Source organism: Veronia pacifica, assembly GCF_001707825.1.
GTDB lineage: Bacteria > Pseudomonadota > Gammaproteobacteria > Enterobacterales > Vibrionaceae > Veronia > Veronia pacifica.
On record NZ_LYBM01000062.1, the window covers coordinates 1 to 24,642 of the forward strand.

Consider the following 24,642-nt stretch of genomic DNA (forward strand, 5'->3'; position numbering starts at 1 on the left):
ATAAATATATTTTCTATCTAAATAATGGATATTTATCTCAAGTAGAGAATATAAACTTCCTTTTTTTAGCTTTTTATCTTATTTATTTTTTCAGTTAGAGAAAATTGGGCAGTGTAGGTATCAGAAGATATATGATTCTCAAGGATACTCTGGTGAAGACTAAGAATCGCTTGCACAATTTGTATACCGATGCCAAATGTACCACTGACTGAGTTACCAGCAATAATATTGGTTACCGCGAAATCTACTTTTCCTTTGTTTCGGCGTACAGTGAAGTTTATTGTGCTGTTTTCAGGGCAGTGTCGAATTGCATTTTCCATCAAGTTATCAAATACCCGACTCAACAGTTGAGGGTCACCGACAATATGGGCTTCTTCGTCTAATACGGTCTCTAACCTCAGGGATTTTTTTAACATTGCCAGATTAAAACGTTCGGCTATCTCATCCACCATGCCCCTTACAGAAAGAGTAGTCATTGCCAGTTCAACCTCAGACTGAGGACGCTTTGCCACAACTAGCTGCTGGTTGACTCGTTCGTGTAAGGTCTGCGCATTTTTATATGATGTTTCGATAAGCGGATCGTCTTCCCCATGGTGTATTCGCCACGTTTCAAGGTAGCCAAGTACATTTGATAGAGGGGTTTTCAAGTCATGTTGTACCTGACGCATATGTTTTGCACGTTTAGCTTCTTGAACTTTAATTTCAATAAACTGTTGCTGAATCAGTGACACCATATCTCTGTATTTTTCAGCAAATGGCTGTAACTCAGGCGTTGATATGGACAAAGGAGGGGTAATGCGAAAGCCATTTCCTGCAGCCTTTTCAACCTCTGAAATCATCTTCTGTAATGGTTTTATTAGCTTGATAACCACAAGTTGAAATACGACATAAACATACATGAAAATCAGTAAAAGAATAATAAATCCAAGGTACCCGAAGGGGAGATAATTCTCTAAATTTGATTTTGCTTCAGCATGTTTTCTGCCAATCACGACATAAAGGTAACCCTTCATACTGTCATTTTGAACAAGTGCCACTGAAAATACGCGTTTGTCGACCGGGTTTCTGGGATCATCTCCGAGAATGGGAAGTGATTCTCCCTCCAAAAAAGCATTGATAGGCGCTAAATCAACGGAATCATCAATTATTGGGCTTTTACCACCGGCTGATGAGCTCACTTTCCCGTTCTCGTCCAACATATAAAATTCAAAGTCCGGGCCGAGAAGCATTTGCGTGTGGAAAATCTCCCCTAAAGATTCTTTGTTGTAGTCATCACCTTCAAAGATTGGATTGTCATCACGCATGTGAACAGCTAACTCTTTGTGAAGCTCCTGTTGGCTTCTGAATTCACTATTTTGCCAAAAGTAGTAAACGATAAGCGTCAAACCCGCCAAAGATACGACAAACCAGATAAGTGTCGAAATGATCAAGGTGCCACGAAAGTTAATCATCAACTGCACATACCGTTTGTTGTTCTAACGCTCATCGTTAATCTTCAAGCCGTGAATTTATAGCCAACGCCCCAAACCGTCTGAATATATCTCGGTTTGTCAGGAGTCGCCTCAAGCTTAGATCGCAACCTGTTTATGGTGCAGCAAACGGCGTGGTTATACCCTTCGAATTTGGTCTGCCAGACTTTTTCTAACAAAGCGTCTTTTGAATAGACCTGGCCCGGATGTTTGGCCATCAACAGTAATACAGCAAATTCAGTTGCTGTCAGTGAAATGTCGACCTCTCCGCGGCAGACTGAGAAGGTTTTGGAGTTGATAGTGAGATCATCAAATACCAATACTGATGAATTTGACGATTCTTCTTCTGAACGAACGTCTGTGTTATCAGTTTGCCAGGAATCGTGAATCGTACGTCGGAGTAATGCCCGGAGTCTCGCCTGGAATTGCACCACGCTAAAGGGTTTTGTAAGGTAATCATCAGCTCCAGACTCCAACCCATCCACCACATCTGACTCACTGTCTCTGGCAGTAAGCATCAGCACGGGTAGACCATTCTTTTTCCTTCTCAATTCTTTACAGAATGAGGTGCCGTCTCCATCGTCAAGACCTCTATCGAGCACCACTGCATCAATTGAATTATTGGCCATCGTTTCATGTCCATCAGCCATTGATGTAACGCGAAGTACCGAGTGCCCAAGCACTTTTAAATGCATCGTCAGTAGTGTTGCGATATCGTCATCGTCTTCAAGTACAAGAATGTTGAAACTCATATCAGTCCCTCTCTCTAGGTCTAAAGCAAGAGAACGGGATAGAGCTAAAAAAATTTCAATCTCCAAACAAAATTTTCAGTTGCACGAAAAAGCAAAAAAAAGCGCTCCGTTTGGAGCGCAGATGCAGACTATTACTTAACTATATAAGTTTAATGTTTATGCTCGGGATAATACGTCGACAAGGCATTAATAGCTTTAGAAAGTTCGTCAGCAAATTTACCATCTGCATTTTGCTTGGCTTTCATCGCAGCCACAATAACCGCATGATGCCTCACTAGACGCTCAGTGTAATCTTTAGAGGAGGGTTTAACGCGTTGAGTCAAAAAATAGTCACTGATTGAATCGATAACACTCTGTGCGTGGTTTTCCTTATTTACGACCCACCGAGTAAGTTGATTTTTCGATTGCGCATCATTTTTGACAGACAAAGACGCAATCATGGTTGTTGCTTTCTTTATTGTCGTTGCATCCAGCAACATACTTTTTACTTCAGCGTGATCATCGTAAATTCCACAAGGGATTTGACAGTGAGAGAAAGCATTAAAGGAGACCGAAGATAATAAAATACCAAGAGGCAGTAATCTTTTTAAAGACATCATTCCATTCCTTACTGTGTAGCGACATGACATTCAATGAGGATTCACTGAAATATACCCATGAAACTATCAAAGGAATGAGAACTAACTCGTCTCATCATTGAGTAAGGGAAATATGCAATTAAAATAATTATATAAGTGCTATTTCATAGCAATACATATATACAAATGCAGAATGCCATCAATACTGTCTTCAGACGTCGATAAAGAGATTAATAAAAAAGTGGGAGATAAAATCTTCCCACTTGATTAATTAATAAACAGATGTAGTCGTTAAAGTCAGTTTACTTATTATTGGCGATACCGTAGTACAACACACCGCCCAATGCTGCACCGATAACCCAAGAGAACCCCTCGAGGAAAGACAACGATGGTAACCAGACTGTCAGTACAGAGAAAATAGCGGGAAGTGCAAAAGCAATAAGTGCTTTGCGATTCCAGCCATTATCAAAATAATATTTTCCGTTTTCGTCGGCAGAAAAAAGACTTTCAACATCCAAGGTCCCTTTTTTGACCATGTAGTAATCGACAATCATGATGCCGTAAAAGGGTGCAAGAATGGCACCTAATGTATTAACAAAATTGAAGATACCAATTTGGCTGATGGTGGAAACCCATAAACCACCGATCACTAACGCAAAACCAGAGGTGATGATGCCGCCGACTCTAAAATTTATTTTACTTGGCATTAAGTTTGCGAGGTCATAAGCAGGAGGAATAAAGTTAGCGACTAGATTGATACCAACAGTTGCAGCAAAGAACAGAATCGCAGCCAATAATGTCAGTGGAAGATAATCAACTTTCTCTATGATATCCGTCGGGCTTGTCAGAGCTTCACCCCAGATAGCGACGGTTCCTGCTGTCACGATCAGTGCGATTAGCGAGAAAAATGCCATATTAAGCGGCAAACCAACAAAATTCCCTTTTCTCATTTCATCCTGTGATTTAACGAATCGTGAGAAATCACCGTAATTTATGACAACTGCGGCAAAGTAGGCGATCATAGTACCAACCACTGCCATAAATGCTGAAAAGGTGCCTCCTTTATAGTCACCAGTACCTGAGAAGATTGTCCCCATTTCAGACATGAGGCCGCCACCCGCTTTTACCCAAATAATGACGGCAAGCACAATCATAACGGCGTAGACGAACGGCCCGGCAAAGTTAAGAAATTTGGTGATCCAGTCGATCCCATTCCAGAATAGCCAGATTTGAAAGCCCCAAACAATGAGAAACGATATCCAGTCGATTCCGCTCATACCCAAAAAGACAGGATCGCCATTTCCGCCTGCGAGAGAGCTTAATAAAAGTGCGACGGCGGTGGAGGCAAAATAAGTTTGAGCTCCGTACCAAAAAATGGCGACGATTGCTCTTATCACTGCTGGGAAATTAGCACCCCTGACGCCCATACTTGCACGAGCCATAACGGGAAATGGGATACCATATTTAACACTTGGCTCTCCTACCAGATTGCACAGCCAGTTAACAAACAGACCCGCAATCATAATACCGGCAAATACCACCCAGCCGTTTAAGCCGTAAGAGAGAAAGAGTGAGGCGGCCAGCGTGTAGCCAAAAAGGCTCTGAACATCATTTGACCAGACATTAAATATTTCAAACCAACCCCACTTCCTTTCCTTGGCTGGAATAGGAGCAAGATCCTCATTATAAAGTGTAGGATCTTGGTTTTTTACTGTTAAGTCGTCCTTCATGTTTAATTTCCATCCTTATGGTAGCCGGCGCCATCGGCTTTCAGTGGTTAATTACTGCCTATTACCTCTAACAGTCCCTTTGTTGTCTTACGCATCATACCGTGCATAAAAGCGTTCATAATTTGTATACAGAATAGTTACAAATTGTAAACTGTCAAGGTGAAAGGCATATGGGCAGGATTTAATTACAGTGCTAACATCTAGGAATATGTTTCTGTTAATGTGTTAGTAATAAACACATTACTAACAGTTTTATGAGGCTTAGGAAGGGAGACCGTTTTGAAAATTGGCTATGCAAGGGTATCGTCCAAGTGGTATCAAACTGAGTTACAGGTAGCAAAACTTGAGAGCCTCGGTTGTGAGAAAATATGGAAAACTCATAACCATAATAATCTAACGTTAGATCAGGAATTTAATGATTTTCTGATGCATATACGAAAAGGAGATACTGTTGTATCCACGTCATTGCTTACCATCGCTGAGAGTAAGGCAGACCTTTTATCTCTCCTCAATAAAATAGAGATTAAAGGAGCATATTTCCGTTCTATTGAGGAGCCATGGTGTGACACATCACCAGAAGCAAATGTTTCTCTAAAAACAATTCTTCAGGGTCTAATTGACTTCGAAGTGTCTATCGCAGAATTGAGACAAAACGAAGATATTTCGTATACAACACGTGCTGTCGGTGTGTCGGTTGGCAGACCTTCAAAACTCAGCGAAAAAAAGAAATTCGAGGCTGTGTCTCTTCTCAAAGCAGGGAAAACGGCAGCTGAGATTGGGCGTTTGCTCGGTGTTAGTCGCAGCACCATCTCTCGTCTGAAAAGTGAGTTTTTAGTAGATAAATAGCGTCGGTTGGCCGATTAGAACTTTTGCTCTCCACATCAATAGTTATACACGTTTACCTAACTAACTGCGCCATAATCGTTTGGTTTTGGCGATTTGAATATTTGAAACAACATACCTTCCTCATTTCATTTATAAATAGCCAGTTGTGAATAGCCACAGTGCTGCCACTCAAGGTCACGCAGTAAACCCGACACGATAAAAGCGAGAAGTCGGTTTATCTCAATTCATTTCCACCGACAGAACGCGTGAATAATACGTCGGTAAATCGTTAACTTATTTGCATCTGTTTTGAAAACTAATATTTGGTAGGTATCGAACATGGATGAGACGTTTTTACCTTTGTCGCGGCCAGCGATTGATGATCACGACATTACAGAGGTAGTTAAAGTCCTAAAGAGTGGTTGGATCACAACAGGGGCCAAAAGTGCAGATCTTGAACAGTTAGTATGTGAAATGACTGGAGCAAAACATGCTGTAGCCCTCTGCAGTGCGACAGCAGGTATGCACCTTACATTGCTCGCGCTGGGAATTGGTCCGGGTGATGAAGTGATCACCCCTTCGCTGACTTGGGTTTCAACAGTCAATATGATCACTCTTGTCGGTGCTACGCCTGTTTTCGTTGATGTTAATCCGAATACGTTGATGTTAGATGTTTTGCAGGTTACTTCTTTGGTAACAGAGAAGACGAAAGCCATCATTCCTGTCCACTTCGCGGGCGCACCAGCAGATTTAGAAACCATCTATCAATTAGCCAAACAACATGACATTGCTGTCATTGAAGATTCCGCTCATGCGTGGGGCACAGAATATAAAGGCAAGCCAATAGGTAGCAGTGGCACGTCATTGTTTTCTCTTCATGCCATTAAAAATGTCACATCGGCCGAGGGCGGCATATTCGTGACTGATGATGCTGCGTTGGCTGAGAAAGTCCGGCGTCTAAAGTTTCATGGATTAGCGGTAGACGCGTTTGATCGTCAGACACACGGGCGAAAACCTCAGGCGGAGGTGATTGAGCCCGGCTTTAAATACAATCTGCCGGATATGTGCGCCGTGCTTGCTCTGGGGCAACTATCGCGGATAGAGAAAATCAACGACAGCCGACGCTCCTTGTCAAAGCATTATTTGAACGGTCTTAAAGATGTTCCGGGCATCACACCTCTATCGGAGGTTAACTACGACCACCGACATGCGTGGCATCTGATGATAGTAAAGGTGGATGCGGAGATAACTCATATAAATCGCGATCAATTAATCGAAGCGCTGAAACTTAGGAACATTGGCGCAGGAATCCATTTTAGACCTGTGCATCAACAAAAATATTATCGCGAAAACACAGTGTCTGATGCAGAGCTTGCGAATACAGAGAGAGTTGGCAGCCAGATCTGTTCTTTACCCCTTTTCCCAGATATGACGTTTAACGATATCGACCGTGTTATTCAAACGCTAAAACAAATCGTGAGTGAGCATGAAAAGTAGTAGTCCAGTTGTTGAGTTTATATCTATTGTTATTCCTGTTTTTAACGAAGAAAAAACGTTACCCGAGCTTATCCGAAGGACACTGCTCGCCTGTGAGGAACTGGAACGGCCTTTTGAAGTCATTTTGGTGGATGACGGAAGTAGTGACAGCAGTGCCAAAATCATTGAAGAAATGACTGAAGCTAGCAACAGCCATATTGTCGGAGTGATATTAAACCGCAATTATGGTCAGCATAGCGCCATCATGGCTGGCTTTGAGCAAACAAGGGGGGACGTTGTCGTCACGCTTGACGCAGACCTCCAAAACCCGCCCGAGGAAATACCCAGACTGATTGCCGAAATCGACAAAGGGTTTGACTCAGTCGGGACCGTAAGACTTAACAGACAAGACAGCGCATTGCGCCGTTACCCCTCCAAATTAGTCAACATGCTGGTGAAGAAATCCACCGGGGTCGAGATGAACGACTACGGTTGTATGCTCAGAGCCTATCGAAAACACGTGGTTGAAGCCATGCTGTCGTGCCATGAGAGAAGCACCTTTATTCCTATTCTGGCCAATAACTTTTCCCGCTACACCACAGAAATTGATGTTCGGCACGATGAGCGTGCAGATGGAGACTCTAAATACAGCGCCATGAAACTCATTGGCCTGATGTTTGATCTCATCACCAGTATGACGACAGCGCCGCTTCGCTTACTCAGTATTGTCGGTGGGTTTATTGCTTTTCTCGGCATTGCATTTGGCCTGTTTTTGATGGTGTTGAGACTTGTTTTCGGTGCGGAGTGGGCGGGGGACGGGCTTTTTACTCTGTTTTCTATTTTGTTTATTTTCGTTGGCGCGCAGTTCATTGGTCTTGGTTTGCTCGGAGAGTACATAGGGCGCATTTATTCAGATGTCAGGGCCAGACCGAGATTTTTCGTTGAAGGAGTATATGTAGGGGAAGCTGTCAGTCCCTTGAGGAAAAGCAACAAAAGCCACGCTAATCAGGAAGAGACATCGTCATAACGAGCTCAAAAGAGCCGCAAACACTTAAAATGGGACGTATTTTTCAGTATGAAAGCAATTGTTTTTGCGTATCACAACTTTGGCTGTGTAGGTATAAGAAGCCTGCTCAATAGCGGTATCGAGATACAGGCCGTCTTCACTCACATTGATGACAGTAGCGAAACGGTATTTTTTGAGTCAGTTGCCAGACTGGCGGCGACACACAATATTCCTGTCTACGCACCTGAAGACGTCAATCATCCAATTTGGGTTGATAAAATCCGTGCATTGAAACCCGATATCCTCTTTTCTTTTTACTATCGGAACATGATTTCTTCTCAAATCCTCAACTGTGCACCCACAGGAGGATTTAATTTACATGGCTCGCTTTTACCTGCCTACCGGGGAAGGGCACCAGCCAATTGGGCATTGGTGAATGGTGAGGCAGAGACAGGCGTCACTCTGCATCAGATGACAGAAAAACCTGATGCTGGGGGCATTGTCTGCCAGCGCCGTATCGCTATCACTGATGAAGATACCGCACTGACACTCTCAGACCGCATGGTTAGTGAAGCAGGGTCGATGCTTGACCAGATATTACCTGATTTCCTGACGGACAATATTGAAACAACTGAGCAAGATGAGTCCAAAGCCAGCTATTTTGGTCGGAGAACACCTGCTGATGGTGAAATAGACTGGCAAAAAAGCGCTCGGGAAATATTCAATCTCGTCCGGGCCGTCACCGAACCCTATCCGGGTGCGTTCACGTTTCTCGGCGAGAAGAAGGTGATCATCTGGCAAGCGCGGGCGGAAGAAAAACACGTTGACGCGCCTGCGGGTACAGTAGTCTCGCTCACACCGCTGACGATTGCCTGCGGCAAAGGTACTCTTGTGATTGAGTCGGGTCAGCCCGAAACGGGCCTGTTTATGACAGCAGATCAACTTTCCTCGGAGCTCCATCTCGCCGTAGATATGCATTTCGGGCCGTCACCGACATCAATGATCGCGCAAAAAAAACGGACCCGGGTACTTATTCTCGGCGCGAATGGCTTTATCGGTACACATCTGACACGCAGATTGCTTGAAGACGGTAATTACACGGTATACGCCATGGACATGAACTCCAACCAAATTTCTGATCACTTTTTCCACCCGGAGTTTCATTTCGTAGAAGGTGATATCACCATCCACAACGAGTGGGTTGAATATCACATTAAAAAATCCGATGTTGTCCTGCCACTTGTTGCCATCGCGACCCCAATCGAATACACCCGTAACCCTCTTCGTGTCTTTGAGCTCGATTTTGAGGAAAACCTAAAAATCGTCCGAAGTTGTGTGAAGTACAATAAGCGGATCATCTTCCCCTCGACCTCAGAAGTTTACGGAATGTGCACGGATGAGGAATTTAATGAAGACAGCTCTCCGCTAATCCTGGGCCCGATCAACCGCCAACGTTGGATTTATTCGGCTTCAAAGCAACTTCTGGATAGGGTTATCTGGGCTTATGGTCAAAAAGAAGGCCTCGAGTTCACCCTGTTCAGACCCTTTAATTGGATGGGGTCTCACCTTGATAGTTTAGATTCCGCCCGGGTTGGGTCCAGCAGAGCGATCACCCAACTGATCCTTAATCTGGTTGAGGGCTCACCCATCAAACTGATTGATGGCGGTGAACAGAAACGCTGCTTTACCGATATTGACGATGCTATTGAGGCGTTGTTCAGGGTCATCGAAAACAAGCAGGGACAGTGTAATGGAAAAATTATCAACATCGGTGCGCCTGACAATGAAGCCAGCATCAAACAATTAGCGGAAATTCTGGTAGACAAGTTTGAAAACCACCCGTTGAGGTCAAATTTCCCTCCCTTTGCTGGCTTCAATTTGGTGGAAAGCAAGAGTTTTTACGGTGACGGTTACCAAGATGTACAGCACCGCCGTCCCAGTATTGCTAATGCGAAAAAGTACCTCGACTGGCAGCCATCAACTCAGCTTGAGGTGACTATTTCCCATACTTTGGACTTCTTTTTGAAGAAAGCGATGGAAGAGCTTGATAATGCACAATGAGCCAACCAAAGTGGGTCTGAGGATAGATGTAGATACCTATCGGGGAACGCGTAAAGGGGTGCCTGAGTTACTGAAGATCTTGTCGCGTCAGAAAGTTAAGGCCTCTTTTTTCTTTACGGTTGGACCAGACAACATGGGCCGTCATCTTTGGCGGTTGTTACGTCCGGCCTTTCTCAGAAAAATGCTGCGTTCAAATGCCAGTAGCCTTTACGGTTATGACATTTTACTCAAGGGCACCTTGTGGCCGGGCCCAAATATTGGTGTAAAACTCGGGTATCTGATGGCGCAAAGTCAGCAAGAGGGACATGAGATTGGTCTCCACGCCTGGGATCATCACAAATGGCAAACCAAAATAGAAACTATGCCTCCAACAGAGCTCAGGCAGGAAATGACCAAGGGATATCGATTCCTTTCAGATCTGCTCGGGGAAGGCGCGGTCACCTGCAGCGCGGTTGCGGGGTGGCGCTGTAATGAAGACACGCTTTCGGAGAAAGAAGCCTTTTCGTTTAAATACAACAGCGACTGTCGCGGACAATCCATATTTATCCCACAGGGCCTGAGTACACCCCAGATACCCGTTACTTTGCCGACGTATGACGAGGTGATTGGGCAGGGCGGTATCACCGACAGTAATTACAATCAGTTGATCCTCGACAATATCAAGCCGGGAAGACTTAACGTCTATACCATACACGCAGAAGCGGAGGGCATTGTCTGTGCGCGTCAGTTCGAACAGCTCATTGTGCTTGCCAAAGAGAGAAACATATTTTTTGTGCCTTTGTCTGAGTTACTACCTGACAGCCTCGACGATTTACCCAATGACACGATCACCAATATTGAAACTGAGGGCAGGGAAGGTTGGTTGTCGCACCAAACCAGTTCGATTTAATCTCTGTGTGTCATAAAACGCTTATGCAGAAAGGATGACTTCATGAACTCAGAATATAAGGCCCATTACTGGGTTATTCTGCTGCTCAGTTACTTTATCGTTGCATATTTGCTGCAACTGGCGGAACCTGCCTTATGGTCACCAGACGAACTCAGATACGCTGAGATCTCCAGAGAAATGGTCGCAACGGGCGATTGGGTTGTTCCGCACTTTAACGGTCTGCGTTATTTCGAAAAACCAGTAATGGGATACTGGCTAAATGCATTGTCACAGTTGGTCTTTGGTGAGAATAATTTCGCGGTCCGTTTTGCTTCTTCAATAAGCGCACTTGGTAGTGCACTTTGTCTTGCTTTGTTAGTCAGTAAAGAAACCAATGTTCGTCAGGGCTGGTTAACGGCTGGAGTATACCTGAGTCTGTTTCTGGTCATGACAATAGGCACCTACAGTGTACTCGACAGTATGTTGTCGTTTTGGTTAACCGCAACATTTATTACTTTCTATTTTGCAATGGATACTCAGGATACCCAACGGCGTATCTTGCTATATCTAGTTGCGGGATGTTTGTGCGGATGCGCCTTACTCACCAAGGGATTTCTGGCGTTAGCACTGCCTGTCATTGTGGTCGGCGCTTACGCTATATGGCAGCGGCAGTTGCACCAGTTACTGATATATGGATGGCTCACTATCATTGCAGCCACCCTTATCTGTCTTCCTTGGGCACTCGCGATTCACCAACAAGAACCTGACTACTGGCATTACTTTTTCTGGATTGAACACATCAAACGCTTTACGGCAGATAACGCGCAACATGCTTCACCGTCTTGGTATTACCTGCCATTTCTTCTGCTCGGGATCTTACCCTGGCTATTTATTCTGCCATCGTGTTTATCAGGATTTAACAAGCAATATCTGTCACCACTGATTCGTTTTGCCTTACTTTGGTTCCTTTTACCTCTGGTCTTCTTTTCACTGTCAAAGGGTAAGCTGGTGACCTACATACTGCCCTGTATGGCACCAGTGGCGGTTCTTATTACTCATGCTTTAGTCAGTGCCAATCAACAGGGTAAAAACCTGTTTCCGTCAGGTTCTTTGCTGCATATCGCAATTGCCTTGCTGCTAGCCGTCACATTTCCCTTACTTAATGCGTTGGGGCATCTGCCACTTGGTCCTGATGAATGGTACAAACCTTGGTTACTGACAGCGGCAATGGTGTTTTGGGCTTGCTGTGTTCTGATATCTAAACGGAGCAATAACCTTGAATCATTGGTATTCGCACATATGCTGGCACCTCTAGGACTGTTCACTACATTTGGCCCAGCATTACCGGATACCGTAATTGACTCCAAGCTCCCGGAGCGATTTATCGAGCGTTTGTCAGAAGATATTTCTGACCAAACCATCATTGTGTCGGACTATCCGTCCAACATGTCTGCGTTCAACTGGTACCTGAAGCGATCAGATATATATCTGACCAGAGCCAAGGGGGAGGTCGAGTATGGCCTGTCGTATCCAGATGCTAGGCAGAGATTCATACCACTAGAAAACCTGTCTCAGTTTGTTCAACGAAAACGCAAAGAATCCTCTGTTGTGATCCAATTTCGTGACCTAGACAGACTCAGTCCAGAATTCCCTGACGGAGATTTCCCCAAAGCAGATAAGTTTGTCGAGCAAGGGCGTTTTCAGGCATTTATTTTCCACAGGAGGCCGGAGTGACCACCTGGCTACTATTTTTTATCTCCATTGCCTCGAGCTCTGGCAGTCAATACTGGCAGAAAAAAACCGCCATCTATTTTTCACAGCATCCAACCTTGTCGATGCAGGCTAAGATCCTTGCCAAACCCTTGATGTTGTCAGTGGTATTTATTGGTTTAAGTGCAATCAGCTGGCTTGGAGTCTTACGAGACTGGAGCGTATCAATCGCCTATCCCATGCTCAGCCTCAACTTTGTCATCATGCTGTTAATCTCGCGTTATTGCTTTAACGAAACACTGTCTCTCAGGCATTGGGTTGGAAGTGTGATGATCCTCAGTGGCGTCTCATTGCTGGGGAGCTCGCTATGACAGAAGACAAAGGTACATCAAAGGGACTGGCATCGGCACTTTGTAGTGTTACCCTGATTTCTGTCGCTCAATTAGCGATGAAATGGGGCATGATGTCGCTGAATTTCGCCACTACGGACTTCTTTTCTTTATCCGCAATCGCCGAATTTTTTGTCTTAGAATCAGCGCCTTTGCTTGCTATTTTTTTCGGTTTAGTGTGTTACGCCTTGTCTATGTTTTTCTGGTTATTGACCCTGAAACGCTACCCCTGAGTTTTGCCTATCCGATTTTAAGCCTGAGCTATGTGGCTGTCTACGTGGGTTCGATTGTGATACCTGAACTCGCTGAAACATTCACTTTGATTAAGGTTCTTGGTATTTCACTGATTTTGAGCGGTCTCATCATCATTTTTTCAGTAAAGGAAAAAACTGAAGTTTGACAATTTATCCGCTGGTATTTTCGTCTCACTAAGTAAGGAGTGCTTTACGTGACAACACAGAAAATGGATAAGAGTGAAACTGAAAACTGGCGGCTTTATCTGATTATCGCCGTTACTGCGTTGGTGTTCAGCGGCCTTTTCTTTCGCGATGTCTGGACACCCGATGAGCCCAGAGTCGCGGCCATCATTCACAGTATGTTTGTGTCCGGGGATTTTATTATTCCCCGTTTTGGCGGTATTGCTTTTGTCGAAAAGCCTCCGCTATTTTTTATCTTTGCCGCAGTGTTAATGCATTTGACGGGGTTGAACGAGGTCATGGCGGGCCACCTAGCGTTGGCGATTCTGTGTATTGGTTCACTATTGGTAACATATCGCCTTGCATGGTTGGTGAAAGGAGAGAACTTCGCGTGGATCAGTGTCAGTATCCTCGCCACGTTTGAAGGCTTTATTCTGAACTTTCACTGGCTGCGCGTTGATGCCGCTCTGATGTTCACGACCATTGCTGCCATTTGGGCATTTGCAGAAGCTTATCTGTTGTTCAAGCCGAGATACCTGCTGGTAGCGGGTATGATGACCGGGCTTGCCTTTCTAAGTAAAGGTCCAATTGCTATTATTCTGTGTATCGGGCTTGCATGGTGTCCGCTTATTCTGCGTCACTACTCTTTATCGCGTAACAATCCCCAAAATGTAATCAGTGTTCCCACCAACATTATTTACCACATACTTGGTATCGGCGTGATGTGCCTAGTGATTGCAGCTTGGGTATATCCGTTTTATCAACAAGCATCTCCTGAGCTTTGGCATCAATGGTTTTGGGAAAACCAAATCGGTCGTTTCACTGGTGCTTCCACAGGTGGGCTAGGGCATGATCACTCGGGTAAACCCTTTTATTATGTGAAGGGGCTGATTGAGTACACGTTACCGTGGACGATATTGTTTGTTGGCTGGTTTTATTTTCTCGCTAAAGCGTTTCATGCCCGGCAGGTAAATTGGTTTGATGGTTTTTTGCTGTTCTGGTTCTGTATGGCGATATTCATTCTCTCTTACTCAGCAACCAAACGCTCTATGTATCTGGCACCACTGATGCCGTTATTTGCGCTAATGGCAGCTGATGCGGTCAGTAAAATACAGGGGCGCTGGTTTATCTGGTATCGCCGGGGCTGGCTGGCTATCTTTATCCTTTTTCTTGGCGCTTTTATTGTGACGCCTTTTTGGAGCCACTTGTTACCTGCTGAAAAAATCCCGGAACGTCTGATGCAGTGGTTAACGAGCTGGCATGGCACCACCTTGGTTGCCGCGCTGGGCATAATGCTCATGCTGGTAACGGAGAGAATGCGTTGGCCCGCGTGGACAAAGTTATCGGTGATCACCGCTATATTTTTTGCTTCGACGCTGACACATTTGTTCCCTGCCATTAATGTCACAAAAGACATGCGGCAAGGCCTGAGTGAGTTTGTGGAGCAAATCCCTTCAGACATGCGGGAAAAGACAGCAGGAATTCGGTTCTCGGAGACAATGTCTTCCATCTTTTATCTGTTTGAGGATTGGCCTGTGCCGATTATTGAAAAAGAAAGAGCGGCCAAAATTCTGGCAGGAGAAGATGATGAGTATTTGTATCTGCTGATGGAGCGCGGTAATTCCTATGCTGAGCCTGTTGACTACATAGGGTTGCCGTCAGATACCGATATTAAAGTGCTGATAAAAGGGCACCCAAGGGGTAACAAGGGTGGGGATGCCATATTCCTGCTGGTGGGTGAGCATTCAATGATAAATACACCATAAAAAAGGAGCCTGTGGCTCCTTTATCCAAGTGTTGATTCAGATATCAATCGTTTCCAAACAGGTCGCGGGTGTACACCTTGTCAGCGACGTCATTGAGCTCGTCAACCATACGGTTTGAAATGATAAGATCGGCATCTTGTTTAAAATCGTCCAATTGATCATAAACTGCAGAGTGATAAAAGTGACTCTGTTCAAGGGCTGGCTCATACACAATCACACGGATACCTTTGGCTTTTATTCGTTTCATGATCCCCTGTATTGATGATGAACGAAAATTATCTGAGTTAGCCTTCATAACCAGTCGATACACACCAACAACCTGTGGCTTTTTCTTCAAAATGGATTCTGCAATAAAATCCTTTCGGGTACTGTTCGCATCTACAATAGCTCTGATCAGGTTGTTTGGTACATCACGATAGTTAGCCAATAATTGGCGGGTATCTTTCGGCAAGCAATACCCGCCATAGCCAAAGGACGGATTGTTGTAGTGGTTGCCAATCCTTGGGTCTAACGACACCCCGTCGATGATATTTTTACTGTCCAGCCCGTGGGTTTCAGCATAGGAGTCGAGCTCGTTGAAGTATGCGACACGCATAGCGAGGTAGGTATTGGCGAACAGCTTAATGGCCTCTGCCTCGGTAGAGTCAGTCAGGAGACGTCGATATCGTCTTTTTCAGCGCCGCAGGCAAGTATTTCGGCAAAGTATGAGCGCGGGGACTGTTTTCACCCACTATGATCCGTGATGGATAAAGATTATCGTGCAGAGCGCGCCCTTCACGGAGGAACTCGGGGGAAAACAAGATGTTGTCGACACCAAAATGCTCTCTGACTCTTCGCGTAAAGCCCACTGGTACAGTCGATTTAATGACAATCACCGCTGATGGGTTGATAGATAAAACATCACTTATGACAGATTCAACGGATGACGTATTAAAGTAATCTTTTTCTGGGTCGTAATCTGTTGGCGTTGCAACAATCACGTAATCAGCGTCGGTATAAGCAGCGTGTTTATCCAATGTCGCAGTAAAATTAAGATCCCTCTCAGACAGGAAACGTTGAATGTCAGGGTCAATAATCGGTGACTGCCGGTTGTTTAGCAGGGAAACTTTTTCTTCATTAATATCTAACGCAACAACTTCATGATGCTGCGAAAGCAGCATGGCGTTAGATAATCCCACATATCCAGTTCCTGATATCGCAATTTTCAAGTCAGATGCTCCAGAGTTCGTCAATAATCAGGTGGTTCCCATAAGTACCGTTTTGTTCTCTCTTTCACGGTGCAGAGTGGGATTCTTTTCGAACACCCCTGTTATAAGCCAATTTTCTAAAGCATTTGCGTTTCAAAATTGTTAATCACCATTTATATATTCAGTGAACCCGATCATTGTCGTCTTTTACGTACTTTTGAGCGTTAAATAGACGACACACATAGTGACAACGTCACTTTAAGCGGTGCGTAGGCTACTGCAAGAGCAGCGATTTTGGGAAAGTTAATTCAACAAAACTAATATGCGCATGGTTGCGTACTTTATCTTGATAAGTAATTTGATGAGTCTTCATCAGTCGGGGTGCCCATGTTTCCGCCGCTGTTCGAGACAGCAAGATTTGGTTTGATGCCGGGACAACAGTGCCTCGTTATATGACATTAAGGAGAAAAACCATGATTTATGTCAGACCTAACGAAGATGGTGCGCTCGCTTCGTTTAAACCGAAATACGAAAACTACATTAACGGTAAGTGGGTACCACCGGTTAAAAGCCAATACTTCGATAACATCACCCCCGTGAATGGCAGTGTCATCTGTCAAATACCCAAGTCAACCAGTGAGGATGTCGATTTGGCGCTGGATGCCGCTCATGATGCCTTCCCCACATGGTCACTTAGCAGTGTCACCGAACGTTCCAATCTGCTACTTAAAATTGCAGATATCATTGAGCAAAACAGCGAAATGTTGGCGGTCGTGGAAACTTGGGATAACGGGAAACCAGTAAGAGAAACGATAAATGCCGACCTCCCGCTGGTCGTCGATCACTTCCGGTATTTTGCAGGTGTGCTTCGTGCGCAGGAAGGGCAGACAGCAGCACTGGATGCAGACACCTGGAGCTATCACATGCACGAGCCAATTGGGGTAGTCGGTCAGATTATTCCATGGAATTTTCCATTGCTAATGGCGGCGTGGAAGCTCGCCCCAGCACTGGCTGCAGGTTGCTGCGTTGTTCTCAAACCTGCGGAGCAAACACCCGTTTCTATCTTGAAAATGTTTGAACTGATTGGCCCGGAGATCCCTGACGGTGTTGTGAATATTGTCAATGGCATGGGTGAAGAGGCTGGTCAAGCATTAGCAAGCAGCAAACGTATTGCTAAAGTGGCTTTCACTGGCTCCACGGAAGTCGGACAACACATCATGCGTTGCGCTGCGGAAAATATGATTCCGTCAACTGTCGAACTGGGTGGGAAATCGCCTAACATCTACTTCCCCGACATCTTTGACTACGAAGATGAATACGCAGATAAATGTATTGAGGGCATGTTGCTGGCCTTCTTCAATCAAGGAGAGGTGTGCACCTGCCCGTCGCGGGTGCTGGTTCATCAATCCATCTATGACAAGTTTCTTGATCGTGTGGTCGCCCGCGCCGAAACGATCAAGCAGGGAGATCCGCTGGATACCGATACGCAGGTGGGCGCTCAGGTATCGCTCGAGCAGTACGACAAGATAATGAGTTATATCGACATTGGTGAAAAAGAGGGAGCTAAAGTCCTGACTGGCGGTGTGAAAGCCCCCGTAGCTAACGCATTAAACTCAGGCTTTTATATTCAGCCAACCATACTCAGTGGCACCAACGATATGCGAGTGTTTCAGGAAGAAATTTTTGGTCCTGTGACAGGTATTACGCCATTCCAGCGAGAGGAAGAAGCGTTGGAGATTGCGAATAACACTATCTACGGTCTCGGCGCAGGGTTGTGGACTCGCGATACCAACAGAATCCACCGTGTATCCAGAGCTGTTCAAGCTGGTCGGATTTGGGTGAATTGTTACCATGCCTACCCAGCCCATGCGGCATTTGGCGGATACAAACGTTCCGGTGTAGGAAGAGAAACGCATAAAATGGCGTTGTCGAACTATCAGAATGTCAAAAATGTCTTGATCAGCCACAACGTCAACCCGCTTGGGTTCTTCTAATCACTCCGAGAAAAAACCTGAGTCACAGCAAAGTGGCTCAGGTTTACTGCATAGATAAAACGTTAATGTGTTTGCTCTGAGATGACCAAGGGGCTGTTAGGCTTACACTGACACACCAATGTAAATCCTGCCTTTTGCTCGTCTTCTGTAATACCGGGAATACTGTTGTCTATTTTTATCGCTTCGCCGTCAACAACCCGAAATTTACACGTCCCGCAAGTTCCATTGCCACAGGCATGTGGCAAGCCGATGCCGAGTGAATTGGCGACCTGAAGAATCGTTTGGTTAGACGCCACCTTCAATACAAATTTGTTACCATTCGTGAGGTTAACTATTACCTCATGTTGCGCACCTATGGGTACGGCTGTGGCAGGTACAAAGTCCTCAACATGCACACGGGGCTCACTGACATTACACTCAGATAAGGTATCAACCATCTGTTGTTTCATGCCTTCAGGCCCACAAATATAGAAATCTGTGTCCTGCTGATAGTGGGTGTTACTGCCAGATAATTCAGGCAACAGTGAGAGCAACATTTCACGATCCAAACGCCCCGACACACCAAGCGATTGCCCGGGGTCACGGGATATCACATGATTAACACTCAGTCGATCTCCATACTTCTTTTTGAGCTCCATAATTTCATCAAGGAACATGATGCTATTTACATCGCGATTAGCGTAAATGAGGTCAACATGCGTGATATTTCTGTGGTGAAAAGCCGACTCAAGAATCGATAAGATCGGCGTAAATCCGCTTCCTCCGGCGATCAATACCAATCTGGATACGTTCAGAGAATGCAAGGCAGGAAATGCAAACGTACCAAAAGGCCCACGAACGATAAGCTCGTTGCCGGACTCTAGTGTTTGATTTATGTATCCTGACATCAATCCTTTTTTTGTTTCTCGCACACCAATTTGCAGCAGTCCGGATTCAGGCGATGAGCAAATAGAGTAGCAGCGAGTTTGGTGAGCGTTGTTTAGCCATTTACTCACAGTAAGGTATTGTCCAGCTCGATATTGGAGCCTCTCTCCCGGCGGTAAAGCGAAAGAGACCATCACAGAGTCATCAGTGACAGGCGCAATAGATGCAACCTCGAGTAACATATTTATCGATTTACCACCGTCTTTCAAACCACTCGCCAAAGGAGACTTTAACCATCCCGGCCTTGGTCCTGAACCAATACTCTCAATAGGCGAGCCCTGTGCTTCCAGCTCAGGTAAGACTTCATGGAAAACATCCTGATATTTATACCAAGGCAGGCGAGGGTAGAGATGATGGATAAGGTGATAGCTCTGCCCCAGCAACAGAATATTCCACAACTGGCCAGTAAAGATGCGCGTATTTTGGAATCTATCCTGAGATTTATGCGGGTGATGTGGAATGTAATCAAAAAATAGTGGAAGAACGATAACAGCAAAGATTCCGGGTATCAGAATAAAGGTCAAAAATTCAATGACGAAGCCATTCATCACCATAATAGCGATGCCCGACAACATAAACGCAAAATAAGCAATCGTGCTCGGGTAGGTATCTCTGAAAACCTTGAGATTGCGTAAACTGGTCACCGACATCCAGTGGTATCGGAAGGGAATATAAACGCAATTTAGTAAAACCATGTACCACTGTTTGCCGAAAGTAAAATGATCAGGGTCTCGGTCTGGATCATTAGTAAATGCATGATGCCTGTCGTGAATCTTCTGAAAAAAACGATACGGAACAAGAACAAGAGGCACAGAGCATATCCAGCCAAGTACATCTTCTAATGGTTTTAATTTCGAACCCATTTTTATAATTCCACCGTGTCCTGCGTCATGCATCACAGTGAAGCTCGCGAAGGCAAGGTAACTGCATATTGCAGCAGCAATAGGATATGACATATAGCCAAACAGCGCGGTTAAAATAGTGATTACGTAACCAATGACTATGGCAAAGAAAAGAGCAACGGTACCCACAGCGATATCAGGCATGAAGTGCTGCCAGACATCAGAGTAGTTTTTCTCCATCTCATTACTCATCTCACTCATCGTTTAACTCCTACGCAATGCGTTTCGTAAATCACACCACTTAAACTAGTTTAAAAACTCTAAACATCTCACTTAATAATGAGACATGAAAAAATCAATTTGTTAAATATTTGATTCGTAACATTAATATATCTTTCAATAAATTAAGCGATTCCTGCTAAGTATCTCAATGCACCAATATCTTTCTGGAAACCACTTAGTAACATCTTTTTCATATACGTAAAGAATAATAGTGCTTTTACTCTATTATCTTGTAGCATTTATGAAACTTGAGGGATATAAAGGTTCAACACCTAGTATTAAGTTACTTTAAATCATTGAAATAAAAGCATTTAACATTATTAAATAGGTAAGAAAAAAATATGTGGAAAAATAAAAAAGGTATAAATAACCTTGTGGATAATATGCTTACAGTGACGTATTGATGATTAGAGAAACTGTAAGATTTCTACTAAGCAATTCAGGGTTTAAGGAGAAAAAGAAACGAAAAACTGGTATTAAGACCAGAATAATGAAGACAGATTTTTCATTAAGACCAAATAAGCCGATGCTCACGGTTGCGGCAGGTTGCAACAAATAAACTGAGCGTCAAATAAAGTAATTGCAGGCTCATCATTTTCAGAATCACATAAAACTCATGGCCGTTGAGGTAATCGTCGATGTTGGACAATATCGTCAGACAGAACGAAACACCTTTGATGTAAATCGTTGTATTGATAATGGAAGCAATTATGAATGACTGACGAAGTAAAGGAGATCAATAATAGCGAATTATCTATTTTATGGTAAATAGGGGTTAAATACGTATTTGTCATTAAAGAGTAAAAATTAGAGAAAGATACGTAAAAAGAGGGGTGCATATTGCTACTGAAAAGACGTTCTCTGATTCATCTAATCTACATTTATCATATTTAACATAAGATAGATAATGCGCACTTAAGTCTTAAGCTTCCCAAAGTCAAAATCCCAGCCCCCGCAAGGCTTGCCAGCTTAGAATCCCGACCCAGCAGTTTTCCCACGATACTCTGCCATTCACGTTGCGCTTTTTCATCTTTGGCTCAGTTTTAGTATGAATCATTATTAATGAAGGCGTCATCGTTAGGTCTCGTCGTTCATTGGTCTACTGATGTGTTTACAACAAGGCACTTGAGCAAGGTGTCGATGGCAAGCTTTGGTATCGCAACGAAATCTAACTAAAAAAGCCTCGGTTGATACACTTTGCAGGTATTTGCGAATTCTCAGCATCTATCGATCCGACCGATCCGTGTACCTCAATTATCTTAATGGATAAGAAAACAGCTCTTAAGCTTTCTGACCGTATCCGTTGGCTACGTCGTCAATGTAGCCGAACTCTCACTGAGCTGATTGTGTTACTGCTCTGCTGCTTATATCTGGCTCAGCCTTCGCAGAAGTCTCGACCTCTGAAGCTAAGCTATAACAACCAAAAAAGCTATATGCAGGATACGATTTTGATGTTTTCGATATGATTTTAATGTTATCACAGCATGCCACAAAATCTAATTGTGAAAAGACTAAAAGCGCAATATTAAAAGAAATCACAGCTCTCTGAGTTAAATATTTAAGCACAAATAAGTAAAACGCCTAATGGCGGTTTACTTATAAAAAACTTATTAAAAAAATGTTTTTTTACTAGTCAAAATGTTATGAAAATAAGGTTTTCCATACTCATTTATAAATAGAACGTCTTCCTTCGGTGTGTAGAAGAAGTTACTAGATTGTAATACAGTATTTGTATTAACCTCACCAACTAGCTCTTTATTTGCTACGTATGTACCCTCTACAACTTCTTCATTTATCCCTACTAGAATTGTCTTTCTGTTTACAGGTATACTTAGCATAGTATTTGGTGTGCCGAGCCCATAATAGAAACCTTTTTTATGAGCATATGGATGAGTTAAGTGAAATGGATCATCAGATGTAATAAAATCTATATTCTCATCTTTAATATAGAATAACCTATAATACTTTTTACTTAGATTATCCATAACCATATTAAGTATTTTCAATTCCATTTTTATTAAGTCAGTCTGACTATATTCAAAGTCTTTTTTGTTTAATATATTTATGTCTTCACTCATACTTTGCACCATATCTCTCTCTATCCTGAGTGGCGCTTCGATTCTTTCTCGATTAGAAGGAGTTCTGATGTAGAGTGTAGCCACTAATAGCAACAGAGAATCTCTATCCTCTCTAGCAGGTAATGTTTTATTTTGCCTAACACTCTCTAAAGCCGACTTTATCTTTGGCTCTATTTCATTTGCGTACCAATCCTCAACCATTAATGAGTTCTGATGATCAATAGTATAATAATCTCTTTTTTTACAAGTTTTTATAGGTGACGTAACAAAAGGCTTACTATTGTTATTAGGAACTGACCAGAATGTAGAGTTCCTTTTTTCTTCTTTTGTAAACTCTGATAGATATGTGACGGGTATAAAATGATGAGAAGCTTTTCTGCCCATATTATGTATTATAATCTTTCTTACTTAGAGTACATTTTGAATTGAATTATATTATATTTCATTGAATAACAATAGAAATATAATATCTTAATTGCTATCGTTCCTTCTTCCACAAAGTATTCGACTGAATTTTAAAGCGTCTTTTTTAGCTAATCGAACTTCTTCATAGTTCAAACTTACCAAGTATGTCCCTGTTATGACCTGGTCAGCATTGAGTAATTGCCCTGCTGGAGTCACAATTTCATCTTTCGTCATTTCCCAGCCTTCCCATTGATCATCTACACCATTGAGTTCCCTACCAGTATGTAACCTCATTAGTCGTTTGCACTCTGGCGGTATCGTCCTTCCTCTATCCCAGTGTTCGACTGTCTTCACACTTTTAAAACAAAGTTTAGCTGTCTGAGTTTTTGATAATCCGCATATAAAACGTCTGAAAATATAGTTATTTGTGATATTAGGAGACATAAGCGTTAAAACTCCACGTTAAGTCATCTAGCAGAAGTAAATTATCAGATTTCACTTTTAGATTTTTTAAACTAACTCGCATCGCAGTCTATTTTACGTAAAATCGATATAATGCGAGTCTCCAATCAAGAAATACTATTTAACTTGAAGTTTTCAGACTCCACTTCGTAAATAAATACAAATTAAATCAATAATTTGGTAGTATATCATTTTCGGTTTTTATAAATTTATGGAATATAAATGAGTTCAATACTTGGTCTAATCGAAAACGCAAAGTTCGATCCAATTCTGACATTCACACTCATAATTACAGTTACGATACTTTTTAACCTAAACAAGATCTCAGAGTTTCTTGACTCTCACAGAAATAAGAGAAGCTTAAAACTTAAGAATGCTATATCAGACGACATATCGGATGAATTAAGAGAACATCTTAAACAAGAAGTTGACGTTGAACACTTCAGGCTAATTTATGGTGTTGAAGTTAGCCCAAAAATGCTTGAACATATTTTTGAGTTAAAACGAATGATCTACCCAAGAGTTGGATTTCGCCACATATTACGCATTGCAAAACTTGGCCAAAACTCAATTGAAGTCAAGGAGAAAAAAATATTAAAAGTCAAGATGAGTATACTTGATCGTATATCAGCAATTTATAATCTTTTAGCAGGCGCTTCTGTACTCGTAGTTGGTGTTTGGCTATTTTTAGTTGCTGATCAATATACCCTGTTATCATTAGCACTTACTCTGATTCTCATAGGGTTTGGGATTGTTCTACTTATTCAAAGTTCTATACTATTATCCGTCTACTATGCAAACAGTGCTTTAAAAAAGCATGGCAATGTAAACAGCCCTAAGCTAGGTGAAGACTGTAATAGCTGAGGTCTTCATAACTTATGATTTTCAGAGAACTCGGCAGTACTTCAATACTCTATGTATCGCCCGCATATCTTCATCACACCCGAGTGATAGAAGGTAGCACCCGGTTATAATTCGGTCCGCATCTAATAACTTCATTAGCTGGAATAACAAGTCCACCCTTGGTCATTCTCCAGCCTTCCCACTACTCATCGATCAGATGTAAGTCTTCTACCACTGTATATCCGCATTAAGCGCCTGCACTCCGGAGGTATACCCCTTCCCCACCTAATCACCAAGGAAGGCGATCTCTAGTAGCCAGACTTATAAATTCTCTTGAACTGAATGCGTTACTCTCAAGAAGGTTTAATAGCCGTTTTGCTGATTCTTTTGGCGTGAGATCAGCATCGGGCGGCGCCATATCCGTTAAGAGCGCACCGGGGTGAATAACAATGACTTTGATGCCATCGGTCTCCAAATCATCCGCCATACATAGCGACAGCATATTTTGCGCTGCCTTTGCTATTCGGTATGACAAAGCAATGCGTATTTGTTTCGCCTCGCCCTGAGACTGCCAAGGCA

General features: G+C 43.3%; 20 protein-coding genes and 1 pseudogene. 12 read left to right on the forward strand and 9 right to left on the reverse strand.

The features are described from left to right. Positions 1 to 65: 65 nt before the first annotated feature. The 4 genes from A8L45_RS21535 to A8L45_RS21550 form a co-directional block, all read right to left on the reverse strand. Positions 66 to 1,451, reverse strand: a complete 1,386-nt coding sequence (locus A8L45_RS21535; protein WP_083228475.1) for a sensor histidine kinase — start codon at positions 1,449 to 1,451, stop codon at positions 66 to 68. 44 nt (positions 1,452 to 1,495) lie between these two features. Further along, complete coding sequence (locus tag A8L45_RS21540) at positions 1,496 to 2,221, reverse strand: response regulator transcription factor (protein WP_068905421.1); 726 nt, start codon at positions 2,219 to 2,221, stop codon at positions 1,496 to 1,498. A 149-nt stretch (positions 2,222 to 2,370) separates the two neighbouring features. Next, entirely contained in the window at positions 2,371 to 2,820 is a 450-nt protein-coding gene (locus A8L45_RS21545; RefSeq protein WP_068905422.1) for a superoxide dismutase, Ni, read from the reverse strand. Between the two features lie 281 nt (positions 2,821 to 3,101). After that, a complete protein-coding gene (locus tag A8L45_RS21550) occupies positions 3,102 to 4,529 on the reverse strand; it encodes an NCS1 family nucleobase:cation symporter-1 (RefSeq protein ID WP_068905423.1) in 1,428 nt (475 codons plus the stop codon). A 279-nt stretch (positions 4,530 to 4,808) separates the two neighbouring features. Between A8L45_RS21550 and A8L45_RS21555 the strand changes: the two genes are divergently transcribed. The 9 genes from A8L45_RS21555 (at position 4,809) to A8L45_RS21595 (ending at position 15,046) form a co-directional block, all read left to right on the forward strand. Then, entirely contained in the window at positions 4,809 to 5,375 is a 567-nt protein-coding gene (locus A8L45_RS21555; protein ID WP_068905424.1) for a recombinase family protein, read from the forward strand. Positions 5,376 to 5,693: 318 nt separating this feature from the next. Then, positions 5,694 to 6,851 carry an aminotransferase class I/II-fold pyridoxal phosphate-dependent enzyme gene (locus A8L45_RS21560; RefSeq protein ID WP_068905425.1) on the forward strand — a complete coding sequence of 386 codons (1,158 nt, stop codon included), beginning with the start codon at positions 5,694 to 5,696 and terminating at the stop codon, positions 6,849 to 6,851. Further along, positions 6,841 to 7,857 carry a glycosyltransferase gene (locus tag A8L45_RS21565; protein ID WP_068905426.1) on the forward strand — a complete coding sequence of 339 codons (1,017 nt, stop codon included), beginning with the start codon at positions 6,841 to 6,843 and terminating at the stop codon, positions 7,855 to 7,857. Before A8L45_RS21560 ends, A8L45_RS21565 begins: the two co-directional genes overlap by 11 nt. 48 nt (positions 7,858 to 7,905) lie before the next feature. Continuing rightward, positions 7,906 to 9,897: a bifunctional UDP-4-amino-4-deoxy-L-arabinose formyltransferase/UDP-glucuronic acid oxidase ArnA gene (gene arnA / locus A8L45_RS21570; protein WP_068905427.1), complete on the forward strand. Its 1,992-nt coding sequence runs from the start codon at positions 7,906 to 7,908 to the stop codon at positions 9,895 to 9,897. Further along, positions 9,887 to 10,786, forward strand: a complete 900-nt coding sequence (gene arnD / locus A8L45_RS21575; RefSeq protein WP_068905428.1) for a 4-deoxy-4-formamido-L-arabinose-phosphoundecaprenol deformylase — start codon at positions 9,887 to 9,889, stop codon at positions 10,784 to 10,786. Before arnA ends, arnD begins: the two co-directional genes overlap by 11 nt. Before the next feature lie 42 nt (positions 10,787 to 10,828). Further along, positions 10,829 to 12,499 carry a lipid IV(A) 4-amino-4-deoxy-L-arabinosyltransferase gene (arnT, locus tag A8L45_RS21580; RefSeq protein ID WP_068905429.1) on the forward strand — a complete coding sequence of 557 codons (1,671 nt, stop codon included), beginning with the start codon at positions 10,829 to 10,831 and terminating at the stop codon, positions 12,497 to 12,499. Next, a complete protein-coding gene (locus A8L45_RS21585; RefSeq protein ID WP_083228476.1) occupies positions 12,496 to 12,846 on the forward strand; it encodes an EamA family transporter in 351 nt (116 codons plus the stop codon). Before arnT ends, A8L45_RS21585 begins: the two co-directional genes overlap by 4 nt. Next, entirely contained in the window at positions 12,843 to 13,097 is a 255-nt protein-coding gene (locus A8L45_RS25100) for a DMT family transporter (protein WP_083228477.1), read from the forward strand. Before A8L45_RS21585 ends, A8L45_RS25100 begins: the two co-directional genes overlap by 4 nt. A 215-nt stretch (positions 13,098 to 13,312) precedes the next feature. Continuing rightward, positions 13,313 to 15,046 carry an ArnT family glycosyltransferase gene (locus tag A8L45_RS21595; protein WP_245680793.1) on the forward strand — a complete coding sequence of 578 codons (1,734 nt, stop codon included), beginning with the start codon at positions 13,313 to 13,315 and terminating at the stop codon, positions 15,044 to 15,046. A 43-nt stretch (positions 15,047 to 15,089) separates the two neighbouring features. Here the strand turns inward: A8L45_RS21595 and A8L45_RS21600 are convergent. After that, positions 15,090 to 16,254 (reverse strand): annotated as a pseudogene (locus tag A8L45_RS21600) (nucleotide sugar dehydrogenase). Between the two features lie 452 nt (positions 16,255 to 16,706). On the opposite strand from A8L45_RS21600, the gene A8L45_RS21605 reads away from it, so the two are divergent. Next, a complete protein-coding gene (locus A8L45_RS21605; protein WP_068905430.1) occupies positions 16,707 to 18,227 on the forward strand; it encodes an aldehyde dehydrogenase family protein in 1,521 nt (506 codons plus the stop codon). A gap of 62 nt (positions 18,228 to 18,289) precedes the next feature. Here the strand turns inward: A8L45_RS21605 and A8L45_RS21610 are convergent, their stop codons facing one another. Next, complete coding sequence (locus A8L45_RS21610; protein ID WP_068905431.1) at positions 18,290 to 20,254, reverse strand: fatty acid desaturase; 1,965 nt, start codon at positions 20,252 to 20,254, stop codon at positions 18,290 to 18,292. Positions 20,255 to 21,537: 1,283 nt separating this feature from the next. Here A8L45_RS21610 and A8L45_RS24735 point away from each other — a divergent pair. Then, positions 21,538 to 21,741 carry a hypothetical protein gene (locus tag A8L45_RS24735; protein ID WP_175402054.1) on the forward strand — a complete coding sequence of 68 codons (204 nt, stop codon included), beginning with the start codon at positions 21,538 to 21,540 and terminating at the stop codon, positions 21,739 to 21,741. A gap of 144 nt (positions 21,742 to 21,885) precedes the next feature. On the opposite strand, the gene A8L45_RS21615 is transcribed toward A8L45_RS24735, so the two are convergent. Both A8L45_RS21615 and A8L45_RS21620 read right to left on the reverse strand, forming a co-directional pair. Next, positions 21,886 to 22,737: a DUF4238 domain-containing protein gene (locus A8L45_RS21615; protein ID WP_083228478.1), complete on the reverse strand. Its 852-nt coding sequence runs from the start codon at positions 22,735 to 22,737 to the stop codon at positions 21,886 to 21,888. A gap of 87 nt (positions 22,738 to 22,824) precedes the next feature. Further along, the gene (locus A8L45_RS21620; protein WP_068905433.1) at positions 22,825 to 23,202 is read right to left on the reverse strand and encodes a DUF3653 domain-containing protein; all 378 of its coding nucleotides are present in this window, start codon (positions 23,200 to 23,202) and stop codon (positions 22,825 to 22,827) included. A 240-nt stretch (positions 23,203 to 23,442) separates the two neighbouring features. Here A8L45_RS21620 and A8L45_RS21625 point away from each other — a divergent pair, with 240 nt between their 5' ends. Beyond that, a complete protein-coding gene (locus A8L45_RS21625) occupies positions 23,443 to 24,084 on the forward strand; it encodes a hypothetical protein (protein WP_068905434.1) in 642 nt (213 codons plus the stop codon). 268 nt (positions 24,085 to 24,352) lie between these two features. Here A8L45_RS21625 and A8L45_RS21630 read toward each other — a convergent pair. Continuing rightward, positions 24,353 to 24,642: SDR family NAD(P)-dependent oxidoreductase (locus A8L45_RS21630; RefSeq protein ID WP_139122448.1), on the reverse strand; the 290-nt coding region annotated here is incomplete at its 5' end.